This window comes from Pseudomonas sp. PARCl1, from assembly GCF_947311875.1.
GTDB lineage: Bacteria > Pseudomonadota > Gammaproteobacteria > Pseudomonadales > Pseudomonadaceae > Aquipseudomonas > Aquipseudomonas juntendi.
Genome location: NZ_CAMZMX010000024.1, coordinates 1 through 21226, shown reverse-complemented (window position 1 = coordinate 21226; position 21226 = coordinate 1). Strand labels below are relative to the sequence as shown.

Below are 21226 nucleotides of genomic sequence, written 5' to 3'. Positions count from 1 at the left end.
CCTTGTCCGCTCAGGTCATCGCGATCGACGCAATGGGCGGGGACTTCGGTCCCCGCAGCATTGTTCAGGCTAGCATTGCCTGCCTTTCCGCTACCCCCTCGTTGCACCTGACCCTCGTCGGTCAACCCTCACTCCTGGAAGATCTTGTCAGCGGCCTTGCGGCTGCGGATCGCGCGCGCCTGCAAATCGTCGCCGCCAGTGAAGTGGTCGGCATGGACGAGCGGCCATCCCAGGTGCTGCGTGGCAAGCCGGACTCGTCCATGCGCATCGCCCTGGAACTGGTGCGTGATGGCAAGGCCCAGGCCTGCGTCAGTGCCGGCAACACTGGCGCGCTGATGGCATTGTCACGCTTCGTGCTCAAGACCCTGCCGGGTATCGACCGCCCGGCCATGGTGGCGGCGATCCCGACCCAGGCCGGTTACTGCCAGTTGCTCGACCTGGGCGCCAATGTCGATTGCAGTGCCGAAAACCTGTACCAGTTCGCCGTGATGGGGTCGGTGGCCGCCCAGGCCCTGGGTGTTCACCGCCCGCGGGTGGCGTTGCTGAACATCGGTACCGAGGACATCAAGGGCAACCAGCAGGTCAAGTTGGCGGCAAGCCTGTTGCACAATGCCCGCGGGCTCAACTATGTGGGCTTTGTCGAAGGTGACGGGCTGTACCGTGGCGAGGCGGATGTGGTGGTGTGCGACGGCTTCGTTGGCAATATCCTGCTCAAATCCAGCGAGGGCCTGGCCACCATGATCGGTGCGCGGATCGAGCAATTGTTCAAGGGCGGGTTGCTGGCGCGGGCCGCTGGAGCCGTGGCCATGCCCCTGCTCAAGCGCCTGCAGGCCGACCTGGCGCCGGCGCGGCACAATGGCGCGAGTTTCCTGGGTTTGCAGGGTATCGTCATCAAGAGCCATGGCTCTGCGGGCGTTCAGGGGTTCCAGAGTGCCATCCAGCGGGCGTTGATCGAGATTCAGGAGAATCTGCCGCAGCGTTTGCACGGGCGTTTGGAGGACCTGCTGCTTTAGCCTGCGACGGGGCCCGGGCAGGCAAACAAAGACCTTAGGCATATCCCCGATGAAGTGCTTAAATGTGACCGCTTGGTCTGCGTCTTCATCCAAGCTTTCAGATTCCGCGCCTGGCCCAAGGCCTGGCGTACCCTATCCGACGACAAGATCATAAGGGCTTGTTCAATGTCTGCATCTCTCGCATTCGTCTTTCCCGGTCAAGGTTCCCAGTCGCTGGGCATGCTCGCCGAGCTCGGCGCCGAGAAGCCAGTGATCATCGAAACCTTCAAGGAAGCTTCTGAAGCTCTCGGTTACGACCTGTGGAAGCTGGTTCAGGAAGGTCCGGAAGAGCAACTCAACCAGACTGACAAGACGCAGCCGGCGATCCTCGCCGCGTCCATCGCGCTGTGGCGTCTGTGGCTGGAAGAGGGCGGTGCCACGCCAGCTTTCGTGTCCGGTCATAGCCTGGGTGAATACAGCGCCCTGGTCGCTGCCGGCAGCATCAGCCTGAAAGACGCTGTGCGCCTGGTCGAGCGCCGTGGCCAGCTGATGCAGGAAGCGGTACCTGCCGGGCACGGGGCCATGGCCGCCATCCTCGGCCTGGACGACGCTGTGGTCGTGGAGCTGTGCGCCGAAGCGGCTGAAGATGAAGTGGTCAGTGCCGTCAACTTCAACTCGCCAGGGCAGGTGGTCATCGCCGGGAACAAGGCGGCGGTCGACCGCGCCATGGAGCTGTGCAAGGCCAAAGGCGCCAAGCGCGCCCTGCCGCTGGCCGTCAGCGTGCCTTCGCACTGCGCCCTGATGAAGCCAGCTGCCGAGCGCTTTGCCGATGCGGTCAACGCCATCGAGTGGAAGGCCCCGCAGATTCCGGTGGTGCAGAACGTCACCGCCGCCATCGCGGCCGACCTCGATGCCCTCAAGCAGGACCTGCTGGCGCAGCTGTACCAGCCGGTACGCTGGGTTGAGTGCGTGCAGGCCCTGGCGGCCAATGGTGCAGTCAATCTGGTCGAGTGCGGCCCGGGCAAAGTCCTGGCTGGCCTGAACAAGCGTTGCGCCGATGGCGTGACCACTTACAACCTCAATACCCCTGACGCCGTTGCCGCCACCCGCGCGGCACTGGCCTGATTTGGAGAAGCTTGCATGAGCCTGCAAGGTAAAGTTGCACTGGTCACTGGCGCCAGCCGTGGCATTGGCCAGGCCATCGCCCTGGAACTGGGCCGCCAGGGCGCAACCGTGATTGGTACCGCCACTTCGGCCTCCGGCGCCGAGCGTATCGCCGCCACCCTGAAGGAGCACGGTATCACCGGCACCGGCATGGAACTGAACGTGACCAGCGCCGAGTCGGTTGACGCGGTACTGGCTGCCATTGGCGAGCAGTTCGGCGCCCCGGCCATTCTGGTCAACAACGCCGGCATCACCCGGGACAACCTCATGCTGCGCATGAAAGACGACGAATGGTTCGACGTGATCGACACCAACCTGAACAGCCTCTACCGTCTGTCCAAGGGCGTGCTGCGTGGCATGACCAAGGCCCGTTGGGGTCGTATCATCAGCATCGGCTCGGTCGTCGGTGCCATGGGTAACGCTGGCCAGGCCAACTATGCGGCTGCCAAGGCCGGGCTGGAAGGCTTCAGCCGCGCCCTGGCGCGTGAAGTCGGTTCGCGTGGCATTACCGTCAACTCGGTGACCCCTGGTTTCATCGATACCGACATGACCCGCGAACTGCCTGAAGCGCAGCGCGAAGCCCTGCAAACCCAGATTCCACTGGGCCGCCTGGGGCAGGCCGACGAAATTGCCAAGGTGGTTTCGTTCCTGGCTTCGGACGGTGCAGCCTATGTAACCGGTGCAACCGTGCCGGTCAACGGCGGGATGTACATGTAACCCTGCAACTCAATGTGACGGATTTCGTAAAAAAAGAGTCATACTGCGAGCCTAAAATCCGTTATAAAGCTGCAATCAGATTCCAGACAGCGGGTGCGGTGACTAGCCTGAAGGCAGGTTCAGCTTGAAAAGCGAACGTCTTTCTATAAAATTAGCCACCGGCCAGCTGCCTGCATATATCCATTAGGAGTGAAAACTAGGTATGAGCACCATCGAAGAACGCGTCAAGAATATCGTCGCCGAGCAACTGGGCGTCAAGGCAGAAGAAGTGACTGTTGAGAAGTCCTTCGTCGATGACCTGGGTGCCGATTCGCTTGACACCGTTGAACTGGTGATGGCTCTGGAAGAGGAATTCGAGACCGAAATCCCTGACGAAGAAGCCGAGAAGATCACTACCGTTCAAGCTGCTATCGACTACGTCAAGAACCACCAGGCTTAAGACGTTACCGTCGACGCTACTTGTCGGGGAAAACCGCACTGCCTTCGCTGGCGTGCGGTTTTTTCTTTGCGAGCGCCGCGTATTGTCCAGGCCGCCTCGTTCACCGCGCACCAAGAGCCTGTTGCCATTTCATTCCAGCGCTTGAATGCAATGCCAAGAGACTCTGTTATTAGAAAAGGAGAGTACTGTGTCGCGTAGACGCGTCGTGGTCACCGGTATGGGTATGCTGTCGCCACTGGGTACCGATGTACCGAGCACCTGGCAGGGCATTCTGGCTGGCCGCAGTGGCATCGGTCCGATCGAACACACGGACCTGTCTGCCTACTCCACCCGTTTTGGCGGCTCGGTGAAAGGCTTCGAGGTGGAGCAGTACCTGTCGGCCAAAGAGGCCCGCAAACTCGACCTGTTCATCCAGTACGGCCTGGCGGCCGGGTTCCAGGCGGTGCGTAATGCCGGCCTGGAAGTCACCGACGCCAACCGCGAGCGCATCGGCGTGGCCATGGGGTCGGGGATCGGTGGCCTGACCAACATCGAAGAAACCAGCCGCATCCTGCATGACTCGGGGCCGCGTCGCATTTCGCCATTCTTCGTGCCGGGCTCGATCATCAACATGATCTCGGGTTTCCTGTCGATCCACCTGGGCCTGCAGGGCCCCAACTACGCCATTGCCACGGCCTGCACCACCGGCACCCATTGCATCGGCATGGCCGCGCGCAATATCGCCTACGGTGAAGCCGACGTAATGATTGCCGGCGGCGCCGAAATGGCCGCTTGCGGGCTGGGCATGGGTGGCTTCGGTGCTTCGCGCGCGCTGTCCACCCGCAACGACGAGCCTGCCCGCGCCAGCCGCCCATGGGACAAAGGTCGCGACGGTTTCGTGCTGTCCGACGGTGCCGGTGCCTTGGTGCTCGAAGAACTGGAGCATGCCCAGGCCCGTGGGGCGACCATCTATGCCGAGTTGATCGGTTTTGGCATGAGCGGCGACGCCTACCACATGACCTCGCCACCAGACTCCGGTGAAGGCGCTGCGCGCTGCATGGCCAACGCCCTGCGCGATGCTGGCATCCAGCCGGAGCACGTGAGCTACATCAACGCCCATGGCACTTCGACCCCCGCGGGCGATATTGCCGAGGTGGCGGCGATCAAGCGCGTATTCGGCGACCACGCCTACAAGCTGGCAGTCAGCTCGACCAAGTCGATGACCGGCCACCTGCTGGGGGCAGCCGGCGCGGTAGAGGCGATCTTCAGTGTGCTGGCGATCAACAGCCAGATGGCGCCGCCGACCATCAACCTGGACGAACCGGACGAGGGTTGCGACCTGGACTTCGTGCCGCACCAGGCGCGCAGCATGCCGATCGATGTGGTGTTGTCCAACTCGTTCGGCTTTGGTGGCACCAACGGCTCGCTGGTGTTCCGCCGGTTCGCCGGTTGATGCTCAGCTGGATCGACGGCCAGCCTGCGACTGCGCTCAATCTGCAGAACCGCGGGCTGGCTTACGGCGATGGTCTTTTCGAAACCATCGCCGTTCGGCATGGCCGGCCCAGCCTCCTGGATGGCCATCTCGCTCGCCTGGCGCTGGGTTGCCAGCGGCTGGCGATTGGCGCCGACCTGGCGCAGGTGCGTGAGGAATTGCTGCGCTACGCCAGCCAGCTCGGTGACGGGGTAGCCAAACTCATCCTCACCCGTGGCGACAGCCAGCGTGGTTACGCGCCGGTTGCCGATGCCGTGCCCCGGCGTATCCTGCAGGGCGGCCCATTACCCAGCTATCCTGTTGCCCATGCCGAGCAGGGCGTACGCTTGTTCCCCTGCCAGACACGGCTTGGGGAACAACCGTTGCTGGCCGGGCTCAAACACCTCAACCGCCTGGAGCAGGTGCTGGCCCGTGCCGAATGGCAGGACAGTGACCATGCCGAGGGCCTGATGTGTGACGGGCAAGGCCGGGTGATCGAAGGGGTATACAGCAATCTGTTCCTGGTGCGCGACGGCGTGCTTTTTACTGCCGACCTCAGCCGTTGTGGCGTGGCCGGGGTCATGCGCGGTGCCTTGCTCGAACAGGCGCGCTTGCAGGGTATTACGGCCAACGTCTGCGACCTGCCGTATGGTGCGCTGGAGCAGGCCGATGAAGTATTTGTTTGCAACAGCGTCTATGGCGTGTGGCCCGTGCGCGGGCTTGCCGCGTTAAACTGGTCGCCGGGCCCGCTTACCCGAAAACTGCAGGCCGTTGCCCGTACGTTACTGGAAACCTGAATTCGTGAGACGTAAATTCCTGCTGCTGCTGGAAATGGGTCTGATCCTCGCCGGTCTGGCGCTAGGCTGGTCGGCCTGGAAAATCAACTCGGTCCTGGAGCAGCCACTGCACGTCACGCAGGAACGCCTGCTCGACGTGCCCAATGGCACCACGCCCAACCGCATGTTCTACCGCATGCAAACCGAAGGGCTGCTCGACGACGCCGTCTGGTTGCGCCTGTACTGGCGCTTCAACATGGCCGGTACCCCGTTGCACACCGGCGAATATCGCCTCACCCCTGGCATGACCGTCGAGCAGCTGTTCGACGCCTGGCGCCGGGGCGACGTAGTTCAATACAACCTGACCCTGGTCGAGGGCTGGACCTTCCGCCAGCTGCGCGCGGCCGTGGCCAAGCATGAAAAGCTCAAGCACACCCTGGATGGCCTGTCGGACGCCGAGGTCATGGACAAACTCGGCCATACCGGTGTGTTCCCTGAGGGCAGGTTCTTCCCCGATACCTACCGCTTCGTGCGCGGCATGAGCGACGTCGAATTGCTGCAGCAGGCCTACATGCGTCTGGAAGAGGTGCTGGCCAAGGAATGGGCCGAGCGCGCCACCGACCTGCCGTACCGCGATCCCTACCAGGCGCTGATCATGGCTTCGCTGGTGGAGAAGGAAACCGGCATCCCCCAAGAGCGCGGGCAGATCGCCGGGGTGTTCGTGCGGCGTTTGCGCCTGGGCATGATGCTGCAGACCGATCCGACGGTTATCTACGGGATGGGTGAACGCTATAACGGCAAGATCACCCGTGCCGACCTGCGTGAGCCTACGCCCTACAATACCTACACCATCACTGGCCTGCCGCCCACGCCGATTGCCATGGTCGGCCGCGAGGCGATTCACGCGGCGCTTAACCCGGCCGATGGCACCAGCCTGTACTTCGTCGCCCGTGGCGACGGCAGCCATGTGTTCTCCGACGACCTCAACGATCACAACTCGGCGGTGCGGGAGTTTCAGCTCAAGCGGCGGGCAGACTATCGCTCCAGCCCCGCGCCGCAGCAGCCGGCAAAGCCGGGCGCCGATGACGCTGCGCCAGCCGCCGGCGAAGAGCAGCCGGTACCCGATGAGCCGGCTGCGCAGCCGGCGCCGGCCGCTCCCGCCGGTGATGCCCAGGCGGCCGAGCCGGCAACGCCTGACGAACAACATTAAGGACTGCCTGTGAGCGGCTTGTTTATTACTTTGGAAGGCCCCGAAGGCGCGGGCAAAAGCACCAACCGCGACTACCTGGCGGCGCGCTTGCGCGAGCACGGCCTGGATGTGGTGCTGACCCGTGAGCCTGGTGGCACGCCGCTGGCCGAGAAGGTGCGTGAGCTGCTACTGGCCCCCAGCGATGAACCCATGGCCGCCGACACCGAACTGCTGCTGGTGTTCGCTGCCCGCGCCCAGCACCTGGCCCAGGTGATCCGCCCGGCGCTGGCCCGTGGCGCTGTGGTGTTGTGCGACCGGTTTACCGATGCCACATATGCCTACCAGGGCGGCGGGCGCGGCCTGTCGGTCGAGCGTATCGCCACCCTGGAGCAATTCGTCCAGGGCGACCTTCGCCCGCAGCTGACCCTGGTGTTCGACCTGCCGGTCGAAGTCGGTTTGGCCCGTGCCGCTGCGCGCGGCCGCCTCGACCGCTTCGAGCAGGAAGGCCAGGCGTTTTTCCAGGCTGTGCGCCAGGCCTACCTGCAGCGCGCCCAGCGCGAACCGCAGCGTTACAGCCTGCTGGATGCCGCACAGCCGCTCGCAGCCGTGCAGCGTGCTATCGATGCGCTGTTGCCGGCCATCGTGGAGCGTTGCCGTGGCTGAGGCCTACCCATGGCAGCAGGCGCTCTGGCAGCAATTGGCCGGGCGCAGTCAGCATGCCCATGCCTACCTGCTGCACGGGCCGCAGGGCATTGGCAAGCGGGCCATGGCCGAGCGTCTGATGGCCCGCCTGTTGTGCCAGCAGCCGCAAGGCCTTGATGCCTGCGGCACCTGCAAGTCCTGCCTGCTGCTGAAGGCCGGTAGCCACCCTGACAACTACATCCTTGAGCCCGAAGAGGCCGATAAGCCGATCAAGGTCGACCAGGTCCGTGAGCTGGTGGCCTTCGTGGTGCAGACGGCGCAGTTGGGTGGCCGCAAGGTGGTGTTGATCGAGCCGGTCGAAGCCATGAACGTCAATGCTGCCAACGCACTGTTGAAAAGCCTTGAGGAGCCCTCCGGCGACACCGTGTTGCTGCTGGTCACGCACCAGCCCAGCCGGCTGCTGCCGACCATCAAGAGCCGTTGTCAGCAGGTAGCCTGCCCCCAGCCAAACCTGGCCCAGAGCCAGGCCTGGCTGGCCGCGGCGTTGCCTGATATGGACGAGGCCGAGCGCGACGAATTGCTGAGTTTGGCCGCCGGCTCGCCGCTGATGGCGATCAGCCTGCAGGCGCAGTGTGTGCGCGAGCAGCGTGCGCTGGTTACTGACGGGGTGAAGAAGTTGCTCAAGCAACAGCAATCGCCCAGCCAGCTGGCTGAAGCCTGGAAGGCTGTGCCGATGTTGAGGGTATTCGACTGGTTCTGCGATTGGGCGCACCTCATTCTGCGCTACCAGTTGACCCAGGACGAGGAGGGGTTAGGCTTGGCCGATATGCGCAAGGTGGTGCAGTACCTGGCGCAGAAAAGCCGCCAGGCCAAGGTGCTGGAGGTGCAGGCGTGGATCCTCGAACAGCGCCAGAAGGTGCTGGGTAAGGCCAATCTCAATCAAACCCTGTTGCTCGAATCGCTGCTGGCCCATTGGCTGCAACTGCCGGGCGTCCGCTGATTTCCCATTTTCCATGTGTGCCGCTATCCCATGCTCGTAGACTCCCATTGCCACCTTGACCGTCTTGACCTCAGTGCCCATCAGGGCTCGCTCGATGCTGCGCTGCAGGCGGCGCGTGATCGCGGGGTGGGGCATTTCCTGTGCATCGGCGTCAGTGCCGAAAACGCCGGCGCGGTAAAGGCGTTGAGCGAGCAGTACGCGGATGTCGACTGCTCGGTCGGTGTACACCCGCTGGACCTGGCGCCGGGCGAAACCCCGGCGCTGGAATGGCTACTGCGCGAACTGGCCCACCCGCATGTGGTGGCCATTGGCGAAACCGGGCTGGATTACCACTACGAGCCTGAAGCCGCTGAATTGCAGCAGGCCTCGTTCCGCCTGCACCTGGAGGCTTCGCGGCAGACCGGCAAGCCAGTGATCGTGCATACCCGGGCGGCGCGTGCCGATACCCTGGCACTGCTGCGCGAGGCCAATCTGCCGCAGGCTGGCGTGCTGCACTGCTTTACCGAAGACTGGGACATGGCCAAGGCGGCGCTGGACCTGGGCTATTACATATCGCTGTCTGGCATCGTTACCTTCCGCAATGCCGATGCCCTGCGGGAAGTGGCGCGGCAAGTGCCGGTCGACCGCTTGTTGGTGGAAACCGATTCGCCGTACCTGGCGCCGATTCCGTATCGCGGCAAGCCGAACTTGCCGCAATATGTGCGGGAAGTGGCGGAGTATGTGGCTTCGCTGCGCGGGGCCAGTTATGGGCAATTGGCTGAGCAGACAACGGCTAACTTCAAGCGGTTGTTTCCGTTGGCGCGGGTGGGTTGATTCATTGGAGTTGAAGGTTGTGTGAGGGCCATGAGGTGCCTGCCACAATAAATTCAGCGCCTGTGGGCTCGAACACCTTCGCCCCTCATACCATCCCCAAAACCCCACCTCCAACGCATATCCCCCGCAAACACACAAAAAAAACCCGGGTTCTGGGGGAGGAATCCGGGTTAAGACCATTAGGAGTAAAACAAAGGTACGCGGTCCCTGAGCACCTTTATCGGCGCGCCGCTAGGGGGGATGCGCCGCGCCAACACTTCTAGTATTGGCCAGGTTTGGCGGCCTGCCAGTGGCTATTGGTCGTTTTTTAAACAGATTTGGAATACGGCCGCGTCTGGTTCCTCCCGCATCGTATGGTCGAGAGCATCCTGAAACACAGCCATGCTCGGAAGATCCGTGCAATTTCCCGCAAGTTAGGCATAATAAACCGCTTCGATTGTCATCCAGTCCTTCCCATGCAGAAAGAACCTCGTAAGGTCCGTGAGTTTCGCCGTCGCGAACAGGAAATCCTCGATACCGCGCTCAAGCTGTTTCTCGAGCAAGGTGAAGACAGCGTCACCGTCGAGATGATCGCCGACGCCGTGGGCATCGGCAAAGGCACGATCTACAAGCACTTCAAGTCCAAGGCCGAGATCTACCTGCGCCTGATGCTCGACTACGAGCGCGACCTGAACGGGTTGCTGCACTCGGCCGACGTCGACCGTGACAAGGAGGCCCTGTCGCGTGCCTATTTCGAATTCCGCATGCGTGACCCTCAGCGTTACCGGCTGTTCGACCGCCTGGAAGAAAAGGTGGTCAAGGGCAACCAGGTGCCGGAAATGGTCGAACAGTTGCACAGCATCCGCGCTTCCAACTTCGACCGCCTCACGCAGCTGATCAAGGGCCGCATCAGCGAAGGCAAGCTCGAAGACGTGCCTCCTTACTTCCATTACTGCGCCGCCTGGGCACTGGTGCATGGCGCCGTTGCGCTGTACCACTCACCGTTCTGGAGCAATGTGCTGGAAGATCAGGAAGGCTTCTTCCAGTTCCTGATGGACATTGGCGTGCGCATGGGCAACAAGCGCAAGCGCGACCCGGAACCGTCCCACTGAGCTACGCCCCACCGGCTATGCGTACAGGGCTTGCAAAAACCTGATTTATGAGTCAGCTTTTGCCGGCCCCTTTTACCCATGCCGGAGTCATCCATGATCGTCGATCGTCAAGGCAGGCGGTTTCGCAACCTGCGTGTCAGCCTGACGGCTGCCTGCAATTACGCCTGTACCTATTGCGTGCCCGACGGCAAGCGCCTGGTGGCGGCGCAGGACGAGCTTTCGGCAGACGCACTGGCGCGTGGCGTGGCCTACCTGATTGAAGCAGCCGGCATCGAGCGCTTGCGTATCACCGGTGGGGAACCGCTGGTCAGTCCGCGCCTGGATGCCTTTCTCGCCGCGGTGGCCAAACTCGGCCTCGAGGATATTTCGCTGACCACCAATGGTCAGCTGCTGGGCCGTAAGTTGCCGCAATTGCAGGCAGCCGGAATTCGTCGGCTGAACGTTTCGCTCGACACCCTGGACCCGTTGGCGTTTCGCCAGATCGCCCGCGGCGGCGACCTGGCCACGGTGTTGGCGGCGATGGAGCGGGCCCGCGCCATGGGCATGCAGATCAAAGTGAACATGGTGCCGATGCGCGGGCAGAACCTCGACCAGGTGCTGCCGTTGCTGGATTACTGCATGGCGCGCGGCTTTGAGTTGCGTTTCATCGAACTGATGCGCATGGGCCATCTGGCGCGTGATCACTCTGCTTTCCTGCGGCAATTTGTCAGCCTCGATGACCTGCTCACGCTGATCGGCGGTCAGCACGCCTTCGCCCGTGTCGCTGCGCCGGTGGACGCCACCGCCATGCGCTATCAGATCCCCGGCAAGGGGCACTTCGGCGTGATCGCCAATGAGAGCGTGCCGTTCTGCCGGACGTGCTCGCGGCTACGGCTGTCGTCCACAGGTTGGCTGCATGGCTGCCTGTCGTCGGGTAGTCGTCATTTCGTTGGCGACCTTCTGGAGAAACCACGTCACCAAGCCTTGCCGGCGCTGCAGCGGTTACTGGTCAAGGCGCTGGCAGACAAACAGGCATTGGCGTTTTCCGGCGGCGTGACGGTGATGAAGGTAATCGGCGGCTGAAGCTGGCGCAAAAGCTGCATCCGCCGGCTATTCGCCGGTTTTTCGTCGCCGGTCACTGGAGGAAAGATGCGTAGCCTGGTCTTGCTGCTGGCGCTGATGGCGTTGGGCGGTTGCATGAATGTCAGCGATATGGGCGAGGGCGTCCGCTATCACATGAGCGACGCAGGGCTGCTGGACCATAGCGAAACCCGGCGCACGCTGTCGATTCGCCTGCAGCCCGACTCGTTCATCTTCATAGGGCAGGGCGCATTCGTGCCGCCTGGCAAGGGCCCGGTACCCCGGCAGAATGCAGTGGCCGAGCAGGCGTTCAAGAGTTTCGTCGAGTATTTCCCGCTGGTGCGCCGCGCCCAAGGCCCGCTGGGCCTGGAAGAGGCCATTGCGCAGGCCCGTTCGGTCGGTGCCGACTATGTGCTGTATACCCGCTTCGCCCGCACCGACGACCGCATCGGCAATGGTGACGAGTGGTACGATGAGCAAGCCGTCGACCGCCTGGGCTGGGACAGCGGTGTGGTGCAGATGATGCTGATCGAAACCAATACCCGCTACCTGATCGATACCGCTCGCATCAAGAGCCGTGGCGGTTTGTTGACGTTCCACGATAAAACCCCCGAGGATTTGCTTGCCGCACCGATGCGCGAGTACGCTCGTAGCCTTCTGGGCATGAGTGAGTGAGGCGAGTGTGATGAGCGACACCGGTAAGGCCAACGACCTGCTGGCGCAGATCCCCAAGGCCAAGGGCCTGCCACCGGTCCACCTGTGGAACCCCGATTTCTGCGGTGACATCGACATGCGTATCGCCCGCGATGGCACCTGGTATTACCTGGGCACGCCCATCGGCCGCAAACCGATGGTGCGGCTGTTCTCGACCATCCTGCGCCGCGATGGTGACGATTACTTCCTGATTACCCCGGTGGAAAAGGTGGGCATCCAGGTAGACGATGCGCCGTTCGTGGCGGTGGCGCTGGAGGTGCAAGGGCAGGGCGAGCAGCAGGTGCTGCGCTTTACCAGCAATGTCGAGGATCAGGTCGAGGCCGGCCCGGCCAATCCGCTACGGGTAGTCACCGATCCGGTGACGCAAGCGCCGTCGCCGTACGTGCTGATGCGCAGCAACCTCGAGGCATTGATACACCGCAATGTGTTCTACCAGATGGTGGAGTTGGCGGTGCCGCGCGAGATCGATGGTGAGCAATGGCTGGGCGTTTGGAGCGGTGGCGAGTTCTACCCGATTGGGCGCAGCAGCTGATTGCATTGTGCGTGCGTCGCCGGCTTCGCAGCAAACGAAAAAGCCCCCGGCTGCTTTCACAGCCGGGGGCTTTTCCAATGTTTGGCTCCGCGACCTGGACTCGAACCAGGGACCCAATGATTAACAGTCATTTGCTCTACCGACTGAGCTATCGCGGAATCTGCGCACATCATACCGATCGCCAGGGGGAAGTCAAGCCACCCCCTGCCAAATCAAGCAGTTACAACACTTGCACGATCGCCTTGGTGACGACATGGATGTTGCTCTGGTTCAGCGCAGCCACAGCGATGCGGCCAGTGTCCAGCGCGTAGATGCCAAAGTCGTTCTTCAACCGGGCCACCTGCTCTACGCTCAGGCCCGAGTAGGAGAACATGCCGACCTGGCGACCGACGAAGCTGAAATCGCGATTGGCACCGTATTCGGCCAACAGCGCGACCATCTGCTTGCGCATGCCGTGGATGCGTTCGCGCATTTCGGCCAGTTCGGTTTCCCACATCTGGCGCAGCTCGGCGCTGTTCAGCACGGTAGCGACGATGGTTGCGCCGTGGGTGGGCGGGTTGGAATAGGTGGTGCGGATCACGCGCTTGACCTGCGACAGCACGCGGGTGCTTTCGTCTTTGGAGGCGGTAACCACCGACAGCGCACCCACGCGCTCGCCGTACAGCGAGAACGACTTGGAGAATGAGCTGGATACGAAGAACTCCAGGCCCGACTCGGCGAACAGGCGGACCGCGAAGGCGTCTTCGGCAATACCGTCGCCAAAGCCTTGGTAGGCCATGTCGAGGAACGGCACGTGGCCTTTGGCCTTGACCACTTCCAGCACGTTTTTCCAGTCGTCCAGGCTCAGGTCGACGCCCGTCGGGTTGTGGCAGCAGGCGTGCAGCACCACGATCGAGCCGGAGGGCAGGGCGTTGAGGTCTTCGAGCATGCCGGCGCGGTTGACGTCGTTGCTCGGGGCGTCGTAGTAGCGGTAGGTCTGCACCGGGAAACCGGCCGACTCGAACAGGGCGCGGTGGTTTTCCCAGCTCGGGTCGCTGATGGCCACCACGGCGTTTGGCGAAATCCGCTTGAGGAAGTCGGCACCGATTTTCAGTGCGCCAGTACCACCGACGGCCTGCACGGTGACCACGCGGCCGGCGGCCAGCAGTGGCGATTCGGCACCGAACAGCAGCTTTTGCACGGCCTGGTCGTAGGTGGCGATACCATCGATCGGCAGGTAGCCGCGCGAGGCATGCTGGGCTGCACGCTGGGTCTCGGCTTCGATCACGGCGCGCAGCAGCGGAATGCGGCCTTCCTCATTGCAGTACACGCCAACACCCAGGTTGACCTTGTCGGTACGTGGGTCGGCATTGAATGCTTCGTTGAGGCCCAGGATAGGGTCGCGGGGTGCCAGCTCGACAGCGGAAAACAGGCTCATTGTTACTTCGGCTCTGATTGGAGAGTGATAGGGCGTACACGCTCCAGCCGAATGCACTGAAGCGGTGCACAAACGGGGAGTCAGTATAGTGATACCGACCGGTGACCGCGACACTCTGGCGCGGCTTTTCCGGGTATTTGCGCAAATATTTTTTGACCATCGGTCTGATTGCCCGGTCAACCGTAATACCTGGTTGTGGCTGTGCCTTGAAAGCCGCCCCGTTCGGGCGCATTTGGGTATAGACTACTGGCTAAATTTACAGTTGCTGCAGCACCGCGAGGTCCGTCATGTCCGAGTTCCAGCTCGTTACCCGTTTCCAGCCCGCCGGCGACCAGCCCGAGGCGATCCGCCAGATGGTCGAGGGCATCGAGGCCGGGCTGTCGCACCAGACGCTGCTGGGGGTGACGGGTTCGGGCAAGACGTTCAGCATTGCCAACGTGATCCAGCAGGTTCAGCGCCCGACCCTGGTGCTGGCGCCGAACAAGACCCTGGCCGCGCAGCTGTACGGTGAGTTCAAGGCGTTTTTCCCAAATAACGCGGTGGAGTACTTCGTCTCCTACTACGACTATTACCAGCCGGAAGCCTATGTACCGTCGTCGGACACCTTCATCGAGAAGGATGCATCGATCAACGACCATATCGAGCAGATGCGCCTCTCGGCGACCAAGGCGCTGCTGGAGCGCCGCGATGCGATCATCGTCACCACCGTGTCGTGCATCTACGGCCTGGGCAGCCCCGAGACCTACCTGAAAATGGTCCTGCACGTGGACCGCGGCGACAAGCTCGACCAGCGCGCGCTGCTGCGCCGCCTGGCCGACCTGCAGTACACCCGCAACGAGATGGACTTTGCCCGCGCCACCTTCCGTGTAAGGGGGGATGTGATCGACATTTTCCCCGCAGAATCGGACCTGGAGGCCATCCGCGTCGAGCTGTTCGACGACGAGGTGGAGAACATCGCGGCGTTCGACCCGCTGACCGGCGAGGTCTTCCGCAAGCTGCCGCGGTTCACCTTCTACCCCAAAAGCCACTACGTCACCCCGCGGGAAACCCTGCTGGACGCCGTGGAGGGCATCAAGGCAGAGCTCAAGGACCGCCTGGAGTACCTGCACAAGGCCAACAAGCTGGTCGAAGCCCAGCGCCTGGAGCAGCGCACCCGGTTCGACCTGGAGATGATCCTGGAGCTGGGCTACTGCAATGGCATCGAAAACTACTCGCGTTACTTGTCTGGCCGCCCGGCGGGTGCACCGCCGCCAACGCTGTACGACTACCTGCCGCCCGATGCGCTGCTGGTGATCGACGAATCCCACGTCAGCGTGCCGCAGGTGGGGGCCATGTACAAAGGCGACCGTTCGCGCAAGGAAACCCTGGTCGAGTATGGCTTCCGCCTGCCGTCGGCACTGGACAACCGGCCCATGCGCTTCGATGAATGGGAGAGTGTCAGCCCACAGACCATCTTCGTTTCCGCCACTCCGGGGCCTTACGAGGCCGAGCATGCCGGGCGGGTGGTGGAGCAGGTGGTGCGCCCCACCGGGCTGGTCGACCCGCAGGTCGAAATTCGCCCGGCACTGACCCAGGTCGACGACCTGCTGTCGGAGATCCGCAAGCGGGTGGCTGCCGGCGAAAGGGTGCTGGCCACCACCTTGACCAAGCGCATGGCAGAAGACCTCAGCGACTACCTGGCCGATCACGATGTGCGGGTGCGCTACCTGCACTCGGACATCGACACGGTGGAGCGGGTGGAGATCATCCGTGACTTGCGCCTGGGTACCTTTGACGTGCTGGTGGGGATCAACCTGCTGCGTGAGGGCCTGGACATGCCCGAGGTGTCCCTGGTGGCGATCCTCGATGCTGACAAGGAAGGTTTCCTGCGCTCGGAGCGGTCTCTGATCCAGACCATTGGCCGTGCGGCGCGTAACCTCAATGGCCGGGCCATCCTGTACGCCGACAACATCACCGGCTCGATGCAGCGGGCGATCGATGAAACCGAGCGCCGCCGCGAGAAGCAGATCGCCTTCAACGAAGCCAACGGCATCGTGCCCAAGGGCGTGATCAAGGACATTACCGACATCATGGAGGGCGCCACCGTACCGGGTGCGCGCAGCAAGAAGCGCAAGGGCATGGCCAAGGCCGCGGAGGAAAGCGCCCGTTACGAGGCCGAACTGCGCACGCCTGGGGAGATCACCAAGCGTATCAAGCAGTTGGAGGAGAAAATGATGCAGTTCGCCCGCGACCTGGAGTTCGAAGCCGCGGCGCAGTTGCGTGACGAGATCACCAAGCTGCGCGAGCGGTTGATCACCAGCTGAAGGCTGGCGCCGGCCCTGTGGGTGCATCGTAACACGCTCAATGGGCCTCGCCAGCTTTCAAGCCCTGGGGCAATTTGCGCGTCAGCAGCACCGCCACCATGCTTACCGCCAAACCAATCCCGACGAAGTGGAAAGCGTCGTTGTAAGCCATGATCAGCGCCTGCTGGTGGGTGATCTCGCTCAGCTTGCCCAGCGCCGCGTTGTCACTCCCCAGGCGCTCCGTCAGTTGCGCCAGGCGCTCGGCCACTTGGGGGTTGGTGGGCACCACGGCCTCACGCAGGTAATCGAAATACACCTTGGTGCGGGCGTCCAGCAGTGTTGCCAGCAAGGCAATGCCAATGGCGCCGCCGAGGTTGCGCAGGATATTGAACAGGCTCGACGCAGACCCTGCGTCCTGCGGCTGAATATAGGCGGTGGCGATCAGCGAGATGGTGACCATGATCATCGGCTGGCCCAGTGCGCGAATGATCTGCACATGGTTGAACTGCGGCCCGGCAAAGTCAGGGTTCAGTACCCCCGAGCCGAAACTGGCAGCGCCGAACAGGCAGAAGCCCAGCGCACACAGCACCTTGGGCGATACCACCTTCATCAGCTGCGGCACAAGCGGAATCAGGAACAGCTGCGGAATGCCCATCCACATGATCACTTCGCCAATCTGCAGGGCGTTGTAGCCCTGCACCTGGGTCAGGTACAGCGGCAGCAGGTAGATCGAGCCGTACAACCCCACGCCCATGCCCAGGCTGGCGATGCTCGACAGGCCGAAGTTACGGTTGCCGAGTATGCGCAGGTTCATCAGTGGGTGCGGCCTGGAAAACTGCAGGATGACGAAGGTGATGAGGCTGACCAGGGCGACGCTGCCCAGGGCCACGATCAAGTGCGATTCCAGCCAGTCCTTGCGGTGGCCTTCTTCGAGAAATACCTGCAGGCAGCCCAGGCCCAGGCCGAGTGTGAGGATGCCGGCATAGTCGGTGCTTTTCAGCAGGTCCCAGTGCGCCTCCTTTTTCTCCAGCCCGTACAGCAGGCCAGCGATCATCACCAGGCCCGGCGGGATGTTGATGTAGAAGATGTATTCCCAGCCCCAGTTCTCGGTCAGCCAGCCGCCCAGGGTGGGGCCGATCGACGGCGCGAAGGTGGCGGTCATGGCGAACATGGCCATGCCCTTGGCACGGTGGTGCTCCGGCAGTTTGGTCAAGGTCAGGGTGAATGCCAGCGGGATCAGCGCGCCGCCGGTAAAGCCTTGCAGGGCGCGGAACAGGATCATGCTTTCCAGGTTCCAGGCCATCGAGCACAGCAACGAAGACAGCAGGAACCCGGCCGAAACCCATACCGCCAGGCGCCGCGCCGACAGCAGCTGCACCAGCCAGGCCGTCAGCGGGATCATGATGATTTCAGCGACCAGGTACGAGGTGGAAATCCACGAGCCTTCTTCCAGGGTGGCCGACAGCGCGCCCTGGATGTCCTTGAGCGAAGAGTTGGTGATCTGGATGTCCAGCACCGCCATGAAGGCGCCGAGCATCACGCTCATCACGGCGATCCAGTCGCGGCGGCTGGGTTCCGCCGTTGGGCGCAGCAGTTGTTCAGCGGCCATCGTGGCCTTCGTCTTCGTTGCGCAGGTCCACGGTGGCAGTGACCGACATGCCCGGGCGAATACGCCCGTGCAGAGGGTTGTCGGCGCGGAAGGTGAGTTTTACCGGGATGCGCTGGACCACCTTGGTGAAGTTGCCGGTGGCGTTGTCCGGTGGCAGCAGGCTGAATTGCGCACCCGAGGCTGCGAACAGGCTGTCGACCCGGCCTTCGATCGGCGTATCGGGGTAGCTGTCGAACAGCAGTTCGGCGCGCTGGCCTGGCTGCATATGGCCGATCTGGGTTTCCTTGAAGTTGGCCTGCACCCAGATGTCTTCGTCAGGCACGATCGACAGTAAGTAAGCCCCGGCCTGCACCACCTGGCCATTACGGGCACTGCGCTGGCCGATGGTGCCGCTGATTGGCGCGCGGATCTCGCAGCGGGTGAGGTTCAACTCGGCCTGGGCCAGGTCGGCGCGGGCATTGGCGATCTGCGCATCGAGGCGCTTGAGCTCGGCATTCAGTGCGCTGACCTGCTGGCGCTGGCTTTGCAGGTCGGCACGGGCCTTGTCCACTTGCGACCCGGCAACATGGCTGTCGGCCGACAGGGTGGTGACCCGTTCTTCCGACACAAACCCTGGCTTGCGCAGCTTCTCGGCGCGGCTCAGGTCCAGCCGCGAGCGGTCGAACGTGGCCTGGTTGGCGGCCACCTGGGCCTGGCCGGCGGCAATCAGGCTGCTTTGCTGGGTAAGGCGGCTTTGCGCCTGGGCGTACTCGGCTTCGCGGGTGGCCAGTGCCGCACGGGCGCGCTCAAGGGCCAGCTCGAAATCGGCCGCCTCCAGGCGCACCAGCAGGTCGCCCTGGTTGACATGCTGGTTGTCTTCGACCGGCACGCTGTCGATGCGCGCGCCCAACTGGCTGGAGACACGGGTGATCTCGCCCTGTACGTAGGCGTTGTCGGTGCTTTCGTAGAAGCGCCCCTTGAAATACCAATGGGCCAGGAAAGCCAAAGCAATGATGGCCACCAGGGTGAAGAATATCGCCAGGCGGCGTTTGAGTTGGGCAGGCATGGGGATTGTCGTTGCAGAAATGTAAATAAATTTAACAGCGGCAGATGGCCACTCGGCAAGTGACGTTCGCGCCATTGCTGGAGCCCGGTGCCCGCCACCTGCTAACATCCCGCCTTTGTTTCATCTTTCGTTCGAGACTCTCCATGACCACCGTACGCACGCGTATCGCGCCATCGCCTACCGGCGACCCTCATGTTGGCACTGCCTACATCGCCCTGTTCAACTACTGCTTCGCCAAGCAGCACGGCGGTGAGTTCATCCTGCGCATCGAAGACACCGACCAGTTGCGCTCCACGCGCGAGTCGGAGCAGCAGATCTTCGATGCCCTGCGCTGGCTCGGCATCGAATGGAACGAAGGCCCGGACGTTGGCGGCCCGCACGGCCCGTACCGGCAGAGCGAGCGTGGCGAGATCTACGCCCAGTACGCCAAGCAACTGGTCGACGCCGGCCACGCTTTCTACTGCTTCTGCACCGCCGAAGAGCTGGAACAGATGCGTGCCGAACAGCAAGCCCGCGGCGAAACCCCGCGCTACGACGGCCGTGCCTTGCTGCTGAGCGACGAGGAAGTGCAGCGCCGCCTGGCCGCTGGCGAACCGCACGTGATCCGCATGAAGGTGCCCAGCGAAGGCGTGTGCGTGGTGCCGGACATGCTGCGTGGCGATGTCGAAATCCCGTGGGATCGCATGGACATGCAGGTGCTGATGAAGAACGACGGCCTGCCCACGTACTTCCTGGCCAACGTGGTGGACGACCACCTGATGGGCATTACCCACGTGCTGCGCGGCGAAGAATGGCTGCCATCGGCACCCAAGCTGATCAAACTGTACGAGTATTTCGGCTGGGAGCAGCCCAAGCTGTGCTACATGCCGCTGCTGCGTAACCCCGACAAGTCCAAGTTGTCCAAGCGCAAGAACCCGACGTCGGTCACCTTCTACGAGCGCATGGGCTTCATGCCCGAAGCCATGCTCAACTACCTGGGCCGCATGGGCTGGTCGATGCCGGACGAGCGCGAGAAGTTCTCGCTGGCCGAGATGGTCGAGCACTTCGACCTGTCGCGCATCTCGCTGGGCGGCCCGATCTTCGATATCGAGAAGCTGTCCTGGCTCAACGGCCAGTGGCTGCGCGAGCTGCCCGTCGAGGAGTTCGCGGCGCGCCTGCAGAAGTGGGCGTTCAACAGCGATTACATGATGAAGATCGCTCCGCATGTGCAGGGCCGGGTGGAAACCTTCAGCCAGGTCGCCCCGCTGGGCGGTTTCTTCTTCGAAGGCGCGTTGAAGCTGGACGCCAAACTGTTCGAAAGCAAGAAGTTGTCGGCCGACCAGGTGCGCCAGGTCATCCAGCTGATCCTGTGGAAGCTCGAAAGCCTGCGCCAGTGGGAAAAAGAGCGTATCACCGGCTGTATCCAGGCTGTGGTCGAGGCGCTGGAGCTGAAGCTGCGCGATGCCATGCCGCTGATGTTCGCGGCCATCACCGGCCAGGCCAGCTCGGTGTCGGTGCTGGACGCCATGGAAATCCTTGGCCCGGACCTGACCCGCTACCGCCTGCGCCAGGCCCTGGACCTGCTGGGTGGTGTGTCGAAGAAGGAAAACAAAGAGTGGGAAAAGCTGCTGGCCACCATCGCCTGAGGAAGGCCGCAGCCGAACCTTGTGGGAGCGGCCTTGTGTCGCGAAAGGACCCCAACGCGGTCCCACGATTTCAGCTTCAACGCAAATATCGCCGGGGCCGCGTTGCGGCCCTTTCGCGACACAAGGCCGCTCCCACAGGTTGATCGCAGGCCCTGGATGCTCAGGTTTGGGCAGGGCAGGGCGGTAAGTGATTGTTATCTGTGAAAAAATTTTTGGTTATTTTTGAAAATTCGTTTGACAGCCCTGCAATCCGATCTTAATATGCGCCCCGTCCACAGCGATGAACGTAAACGAAGCGCCAGGCACCCAGCCAGCGGTTCGGTTCAAAGCGACATTGTGGGGCTATAGCTCAGCTGGGAGAGCGCCTGCATGGCATGCAGGAGGTCAGCGGTTCGATCCCGCTTAGCTCCACCAATTCTGCCAGGGTTCACGCGAGTGAATCTTCGCGAAGGTTACGTCCCCTTCGTCTAGTGGCCTAGGACACCGCCCTTTCACGGCGGTAACAGGGGTTCGAGTCCCCTAGGGGACGCCACTTTTCCTGCGTTTTGCAGGGCTTAAAAAGGCTCGTCGATTATTGATGAGCCTTTTGTTTCGGGGCTATAGCTCAGCTGGGAGAGCGCCTGCATGGCATGCAGGAGGTCAGCGGTTCGATCCCGCTTAGCTCCACCAA

General features: G+C 62.7%; 19 protein-coding genes and 4 tRNA genes. 19 read left to right on the top strand and 4 right to left on the bottom strand.

Features of this window, described 5'->3' with window-relative positions; all coding sequences use genetic code 11:
• The first annotated feature begins 2 nt into the window (after window positions 1-2).
• The 14 genes from plsX to QME24_RS14370 all read left to right on the top strand — a co-directional run bounded on the left by plsX (window position 3) and on the right by QME24_RS14370 (window position 12578).
• Window positions 3-1013 (top strand): phosphate acyltransferase PlsX, encoded by a 1011-nt coding sequence (gene plsX / locus QME24_RS14435; protein WP_082416259.1) that lies wholly within the window; start codon window positions 3-5, stop codon window positions 1011-1013.
• 165 nt (window positions 1014-1178) lie between these two features.
• A complete protein-coding gene (gene fabD / locus QME24_RS14430; protein WP_082414728.1) occupies window positions 1179-2117 on the top strand; it encodes an ACP S-malonyltransferase in 939 nt (312 codons plus the stop codon).
• Window positions 2118-2132: 15 nt separating this feature from the next.
• Window positions 2133-2873 (top strand): 3-oxoacyl-ACP reductase FabG, encoded by a 741-nt coding sequence (gene fabG, locus QME24_RS14425; RefSeq protein ID WP_009685066.1) that lies wholly within the window; start codon window positions 2133-2135, stop codon window positions 2871-2873.
• 202 nt (window positions 2874-3075) lie between these two features.
• Window positions 3076-3312: an acyl carrier protein gene (acpP, locus tag QME24_RS14420; RefSeq protein WP_054905790.1), complete on the top strand. Its 237-nt coding sequence runs from the start codon at window positions 3076-3078 to the stop codon at window positions 3310-3312.
• 187 nt (window positions 3313-3499) lie between these two features.
• A complete protein-coding gene (gene fabF / locus QME24_RS14415; protein WP_192440704.1) occupies window positions 3500-4744 on the top strand; it encodes a beta-ketoacyl-ACP synthase II in 1245 nt (414 codons plus the stop codon).
• Window positions 4744-5559: an aminodeoxychorismate lyase gene (gene pabC / locus QME24_RS14410; protein ID WP_029887082.1), complete on the top strand. Its 816-nt coding sequence runs from the start codon at window positions 4744-4746 to the stop codon at window positions 5557-5559. The genes fabF and pabC overlap by 1 nt, the downstream gene beginning before the upstream one ends.
• A gap of 4 nt (window positions 5560-5563) precedes the next feature.
• A complete protein-coding gene (mltG, locus tag QME24_RS14405; protein ID WP_047149967.1) occupies window positions 5564-6748 on the top strand; it encodes an endolytic transglycosylase MltG in 1185 nt (394 codons plus the stop codon).
• Window positions 6749-6757: 9 nt separating this feature from the next.
• The gene (tmk, locus tag QME24_RS14400; protein ID WP_110679707.1) at window positions 6758-7390 is read left to right on the top strand and encodes a dTMP kinase; all 633 of its coding nucleotides are present in this window, start codon (window positions 6758-6760) and stop codon (window positions 7388-7390) included.
• Window positions 7383-8369, top strand: coding sequence for a DNA polymerase III subunit delta' (locus tag QME24_RS14395; RefSeq protein ID WP_192440702.1), 987 nt, complete (start codon window positions 7383-7385; stop codon window positions 8367-8369). Before tmk ends, QME24_RS14395 begins: the two co-directional genes overlap by 8 nt.
• Before the next feature lie 30 nt (window positions 8370-8399).
• On the top strand, window positions 8400-9182 hold the full coding sequence (locus tag QME24_RS14390; RefSeq protein ID WP_009685057.1) for a TatD family hydrolase: 783 nt from the start codon (window positions 8400-8402) through the stop codon (window positions 9180-9182).
• A gap of 455 nt (window positions 9183-9637) precedes the next feature.
• The gene (locus tag QME24_RS14385; protein WP_009685056.1) at window positions 9638-10273 is read left to right on the top strand and encodes a TetR/AcrR family transcriptional regulator; all 636 of its coding nucleotides are present in this window, start codon (window positions 9638-9640) and stop codon (window positions 10271-10273) included.
• 93 nt (window positions 10274-10366) lie between these two features.
• The gene (locus tag QME24_RS14380) at window positions 10367-11335 is read left to right on the top strand and encodes a radical SAM protein (protein WP_054905796.1); all 969 of its coding nucleotides are present in this window, start codon (window positions 10367-10369) and stop codon (window positions 11333-11335) included.
• Window positions 11336-11401: 66 nt separating this feature from the next.
• Window positions 11402-12007 carry a DUF4823 domain-containing protein gene (locus QME24_RS14375; RefSeq protein WP_009685054.1) on the top strand — a complete coding sequence of 202 codons (606 nt, stop codon included), beginning with the start codon at window positions 11402-11404 and terminating at the stop codon, window positions 12005-12007.
• Window positions 12008-12017: 10 nt separating this feature from the next.
• A complete protein-coding gene (locus tag QME24_RS14370; protein ID WP_009685053.1) occupies window positions 12018-12578 on the top strand; it encodes a DUF1285 domain-containing protein in 561 nt (186 codons plus the stop codon).
• Between the two features lie 82 nt (window positions 12579-12660).
• Here QME24_RS14370 and QME24_RS14365 read toward each other — a convergent pair.
• Together QME24_RS14365 and QME24_RS14360 are read right to left on the bottom strand one after the other, a co-directional pair.
• Window positions 12661-12736 (bottom strand) — tRNA-Asn (locus QME24_RS14365).
• 62 nt (window positions 12737-12798) lie between these two features.
• A complete protein-coding gene (locus tag QME24_RS14360) occupies window positions 12799-13995 on the bottom strand; it encodes an amino acid aminotransferase (protein ID WP_029887102.1) in 1197 nt (398 codons plus the stop codon).
• Between the two features lie 287 nt (window positions 13996-14282).
• Between QME24_RS14360 and uvrB the strand changes: the two genes are divergently transcribed.
• Window positions 14283-16298 (top strand): excinuclease ABC subunit UvrB, encoded by a 2016-nt coding sequence (gene uvrB, locus QME24_RS14355; protein WP_009685051.1) that lies wholly within the window; start codon window positions 14283-14285, stop codon window positions 16296-16298.
• 37 nt (window positions 16299-16335) lie between these two features.
• On the opposite strand, the gene QME24_RS14350 is transcribed toward uvrB, so the two are convergent.
• Together QME24_RS14350 and QME24_RS14345 are read right to left on the bottom strand one after the other, a co-directional pair.
• Window positions 16336-17826: an MDR family MFS transporter gene (locus tag QME24_RS14350; protein ID WP_192441722.1), complete on the bottom strand. Its 1491-nt coding sequence runs from the start codon at window positions 17824-17826 to the stop codon at window positions 16336-16338.
• 49 nt (window positions 17827-17875) lie between these two features.
• Window positions 17876-18931, bottom strand: coding sequence for an HlyD family secretion protein (locus QME24_RS14345; protein WP_009685049.1), 1056 nt, complete (start codon window positions 18929-18931; stop codon window positions 17876-17878).
• A gap of 143 nt (window positions 18932-19074) precedes the next feature.
• On the opposite strand from QME24_RS14345, the gene gltX reads away from it, so the two are divergent.
• From gltX to QME24_RS14325, 4 genes are all read left to right on the top strand, one after another.
• Complete coding sequence (gltX, locus tag QME24_RS14340) at window positions 19075-20556, top strand: glutamate--tRNA ligase (protein WP_009685048.1); 1482 nt, start codon at window positions 19075-19077, stop codon at window positions 20554-20556.
• A gap of 338 nt (window positions 20557-20894) precedes the next feature.
• Window positions 20895-20970, top strand: a tRNA-Ala gene (locus QME24_RS14335).
• Window positions 20971-21012: 42 nt separating this feature from the next.
• Window positions 21013-21088, top strand: a tRNA-Glu gene (locus tag QME24_RS14330).
• A 61-nt stretch (window positions 21089-21149) separates the two neighbouring features.
• Window positions 21150-21225: transfer RNA gene (locus QME24_RS14325), tRNA-Ala, on the top strand.
• Window position 21226: the final 1 nt, after the last annotated feature.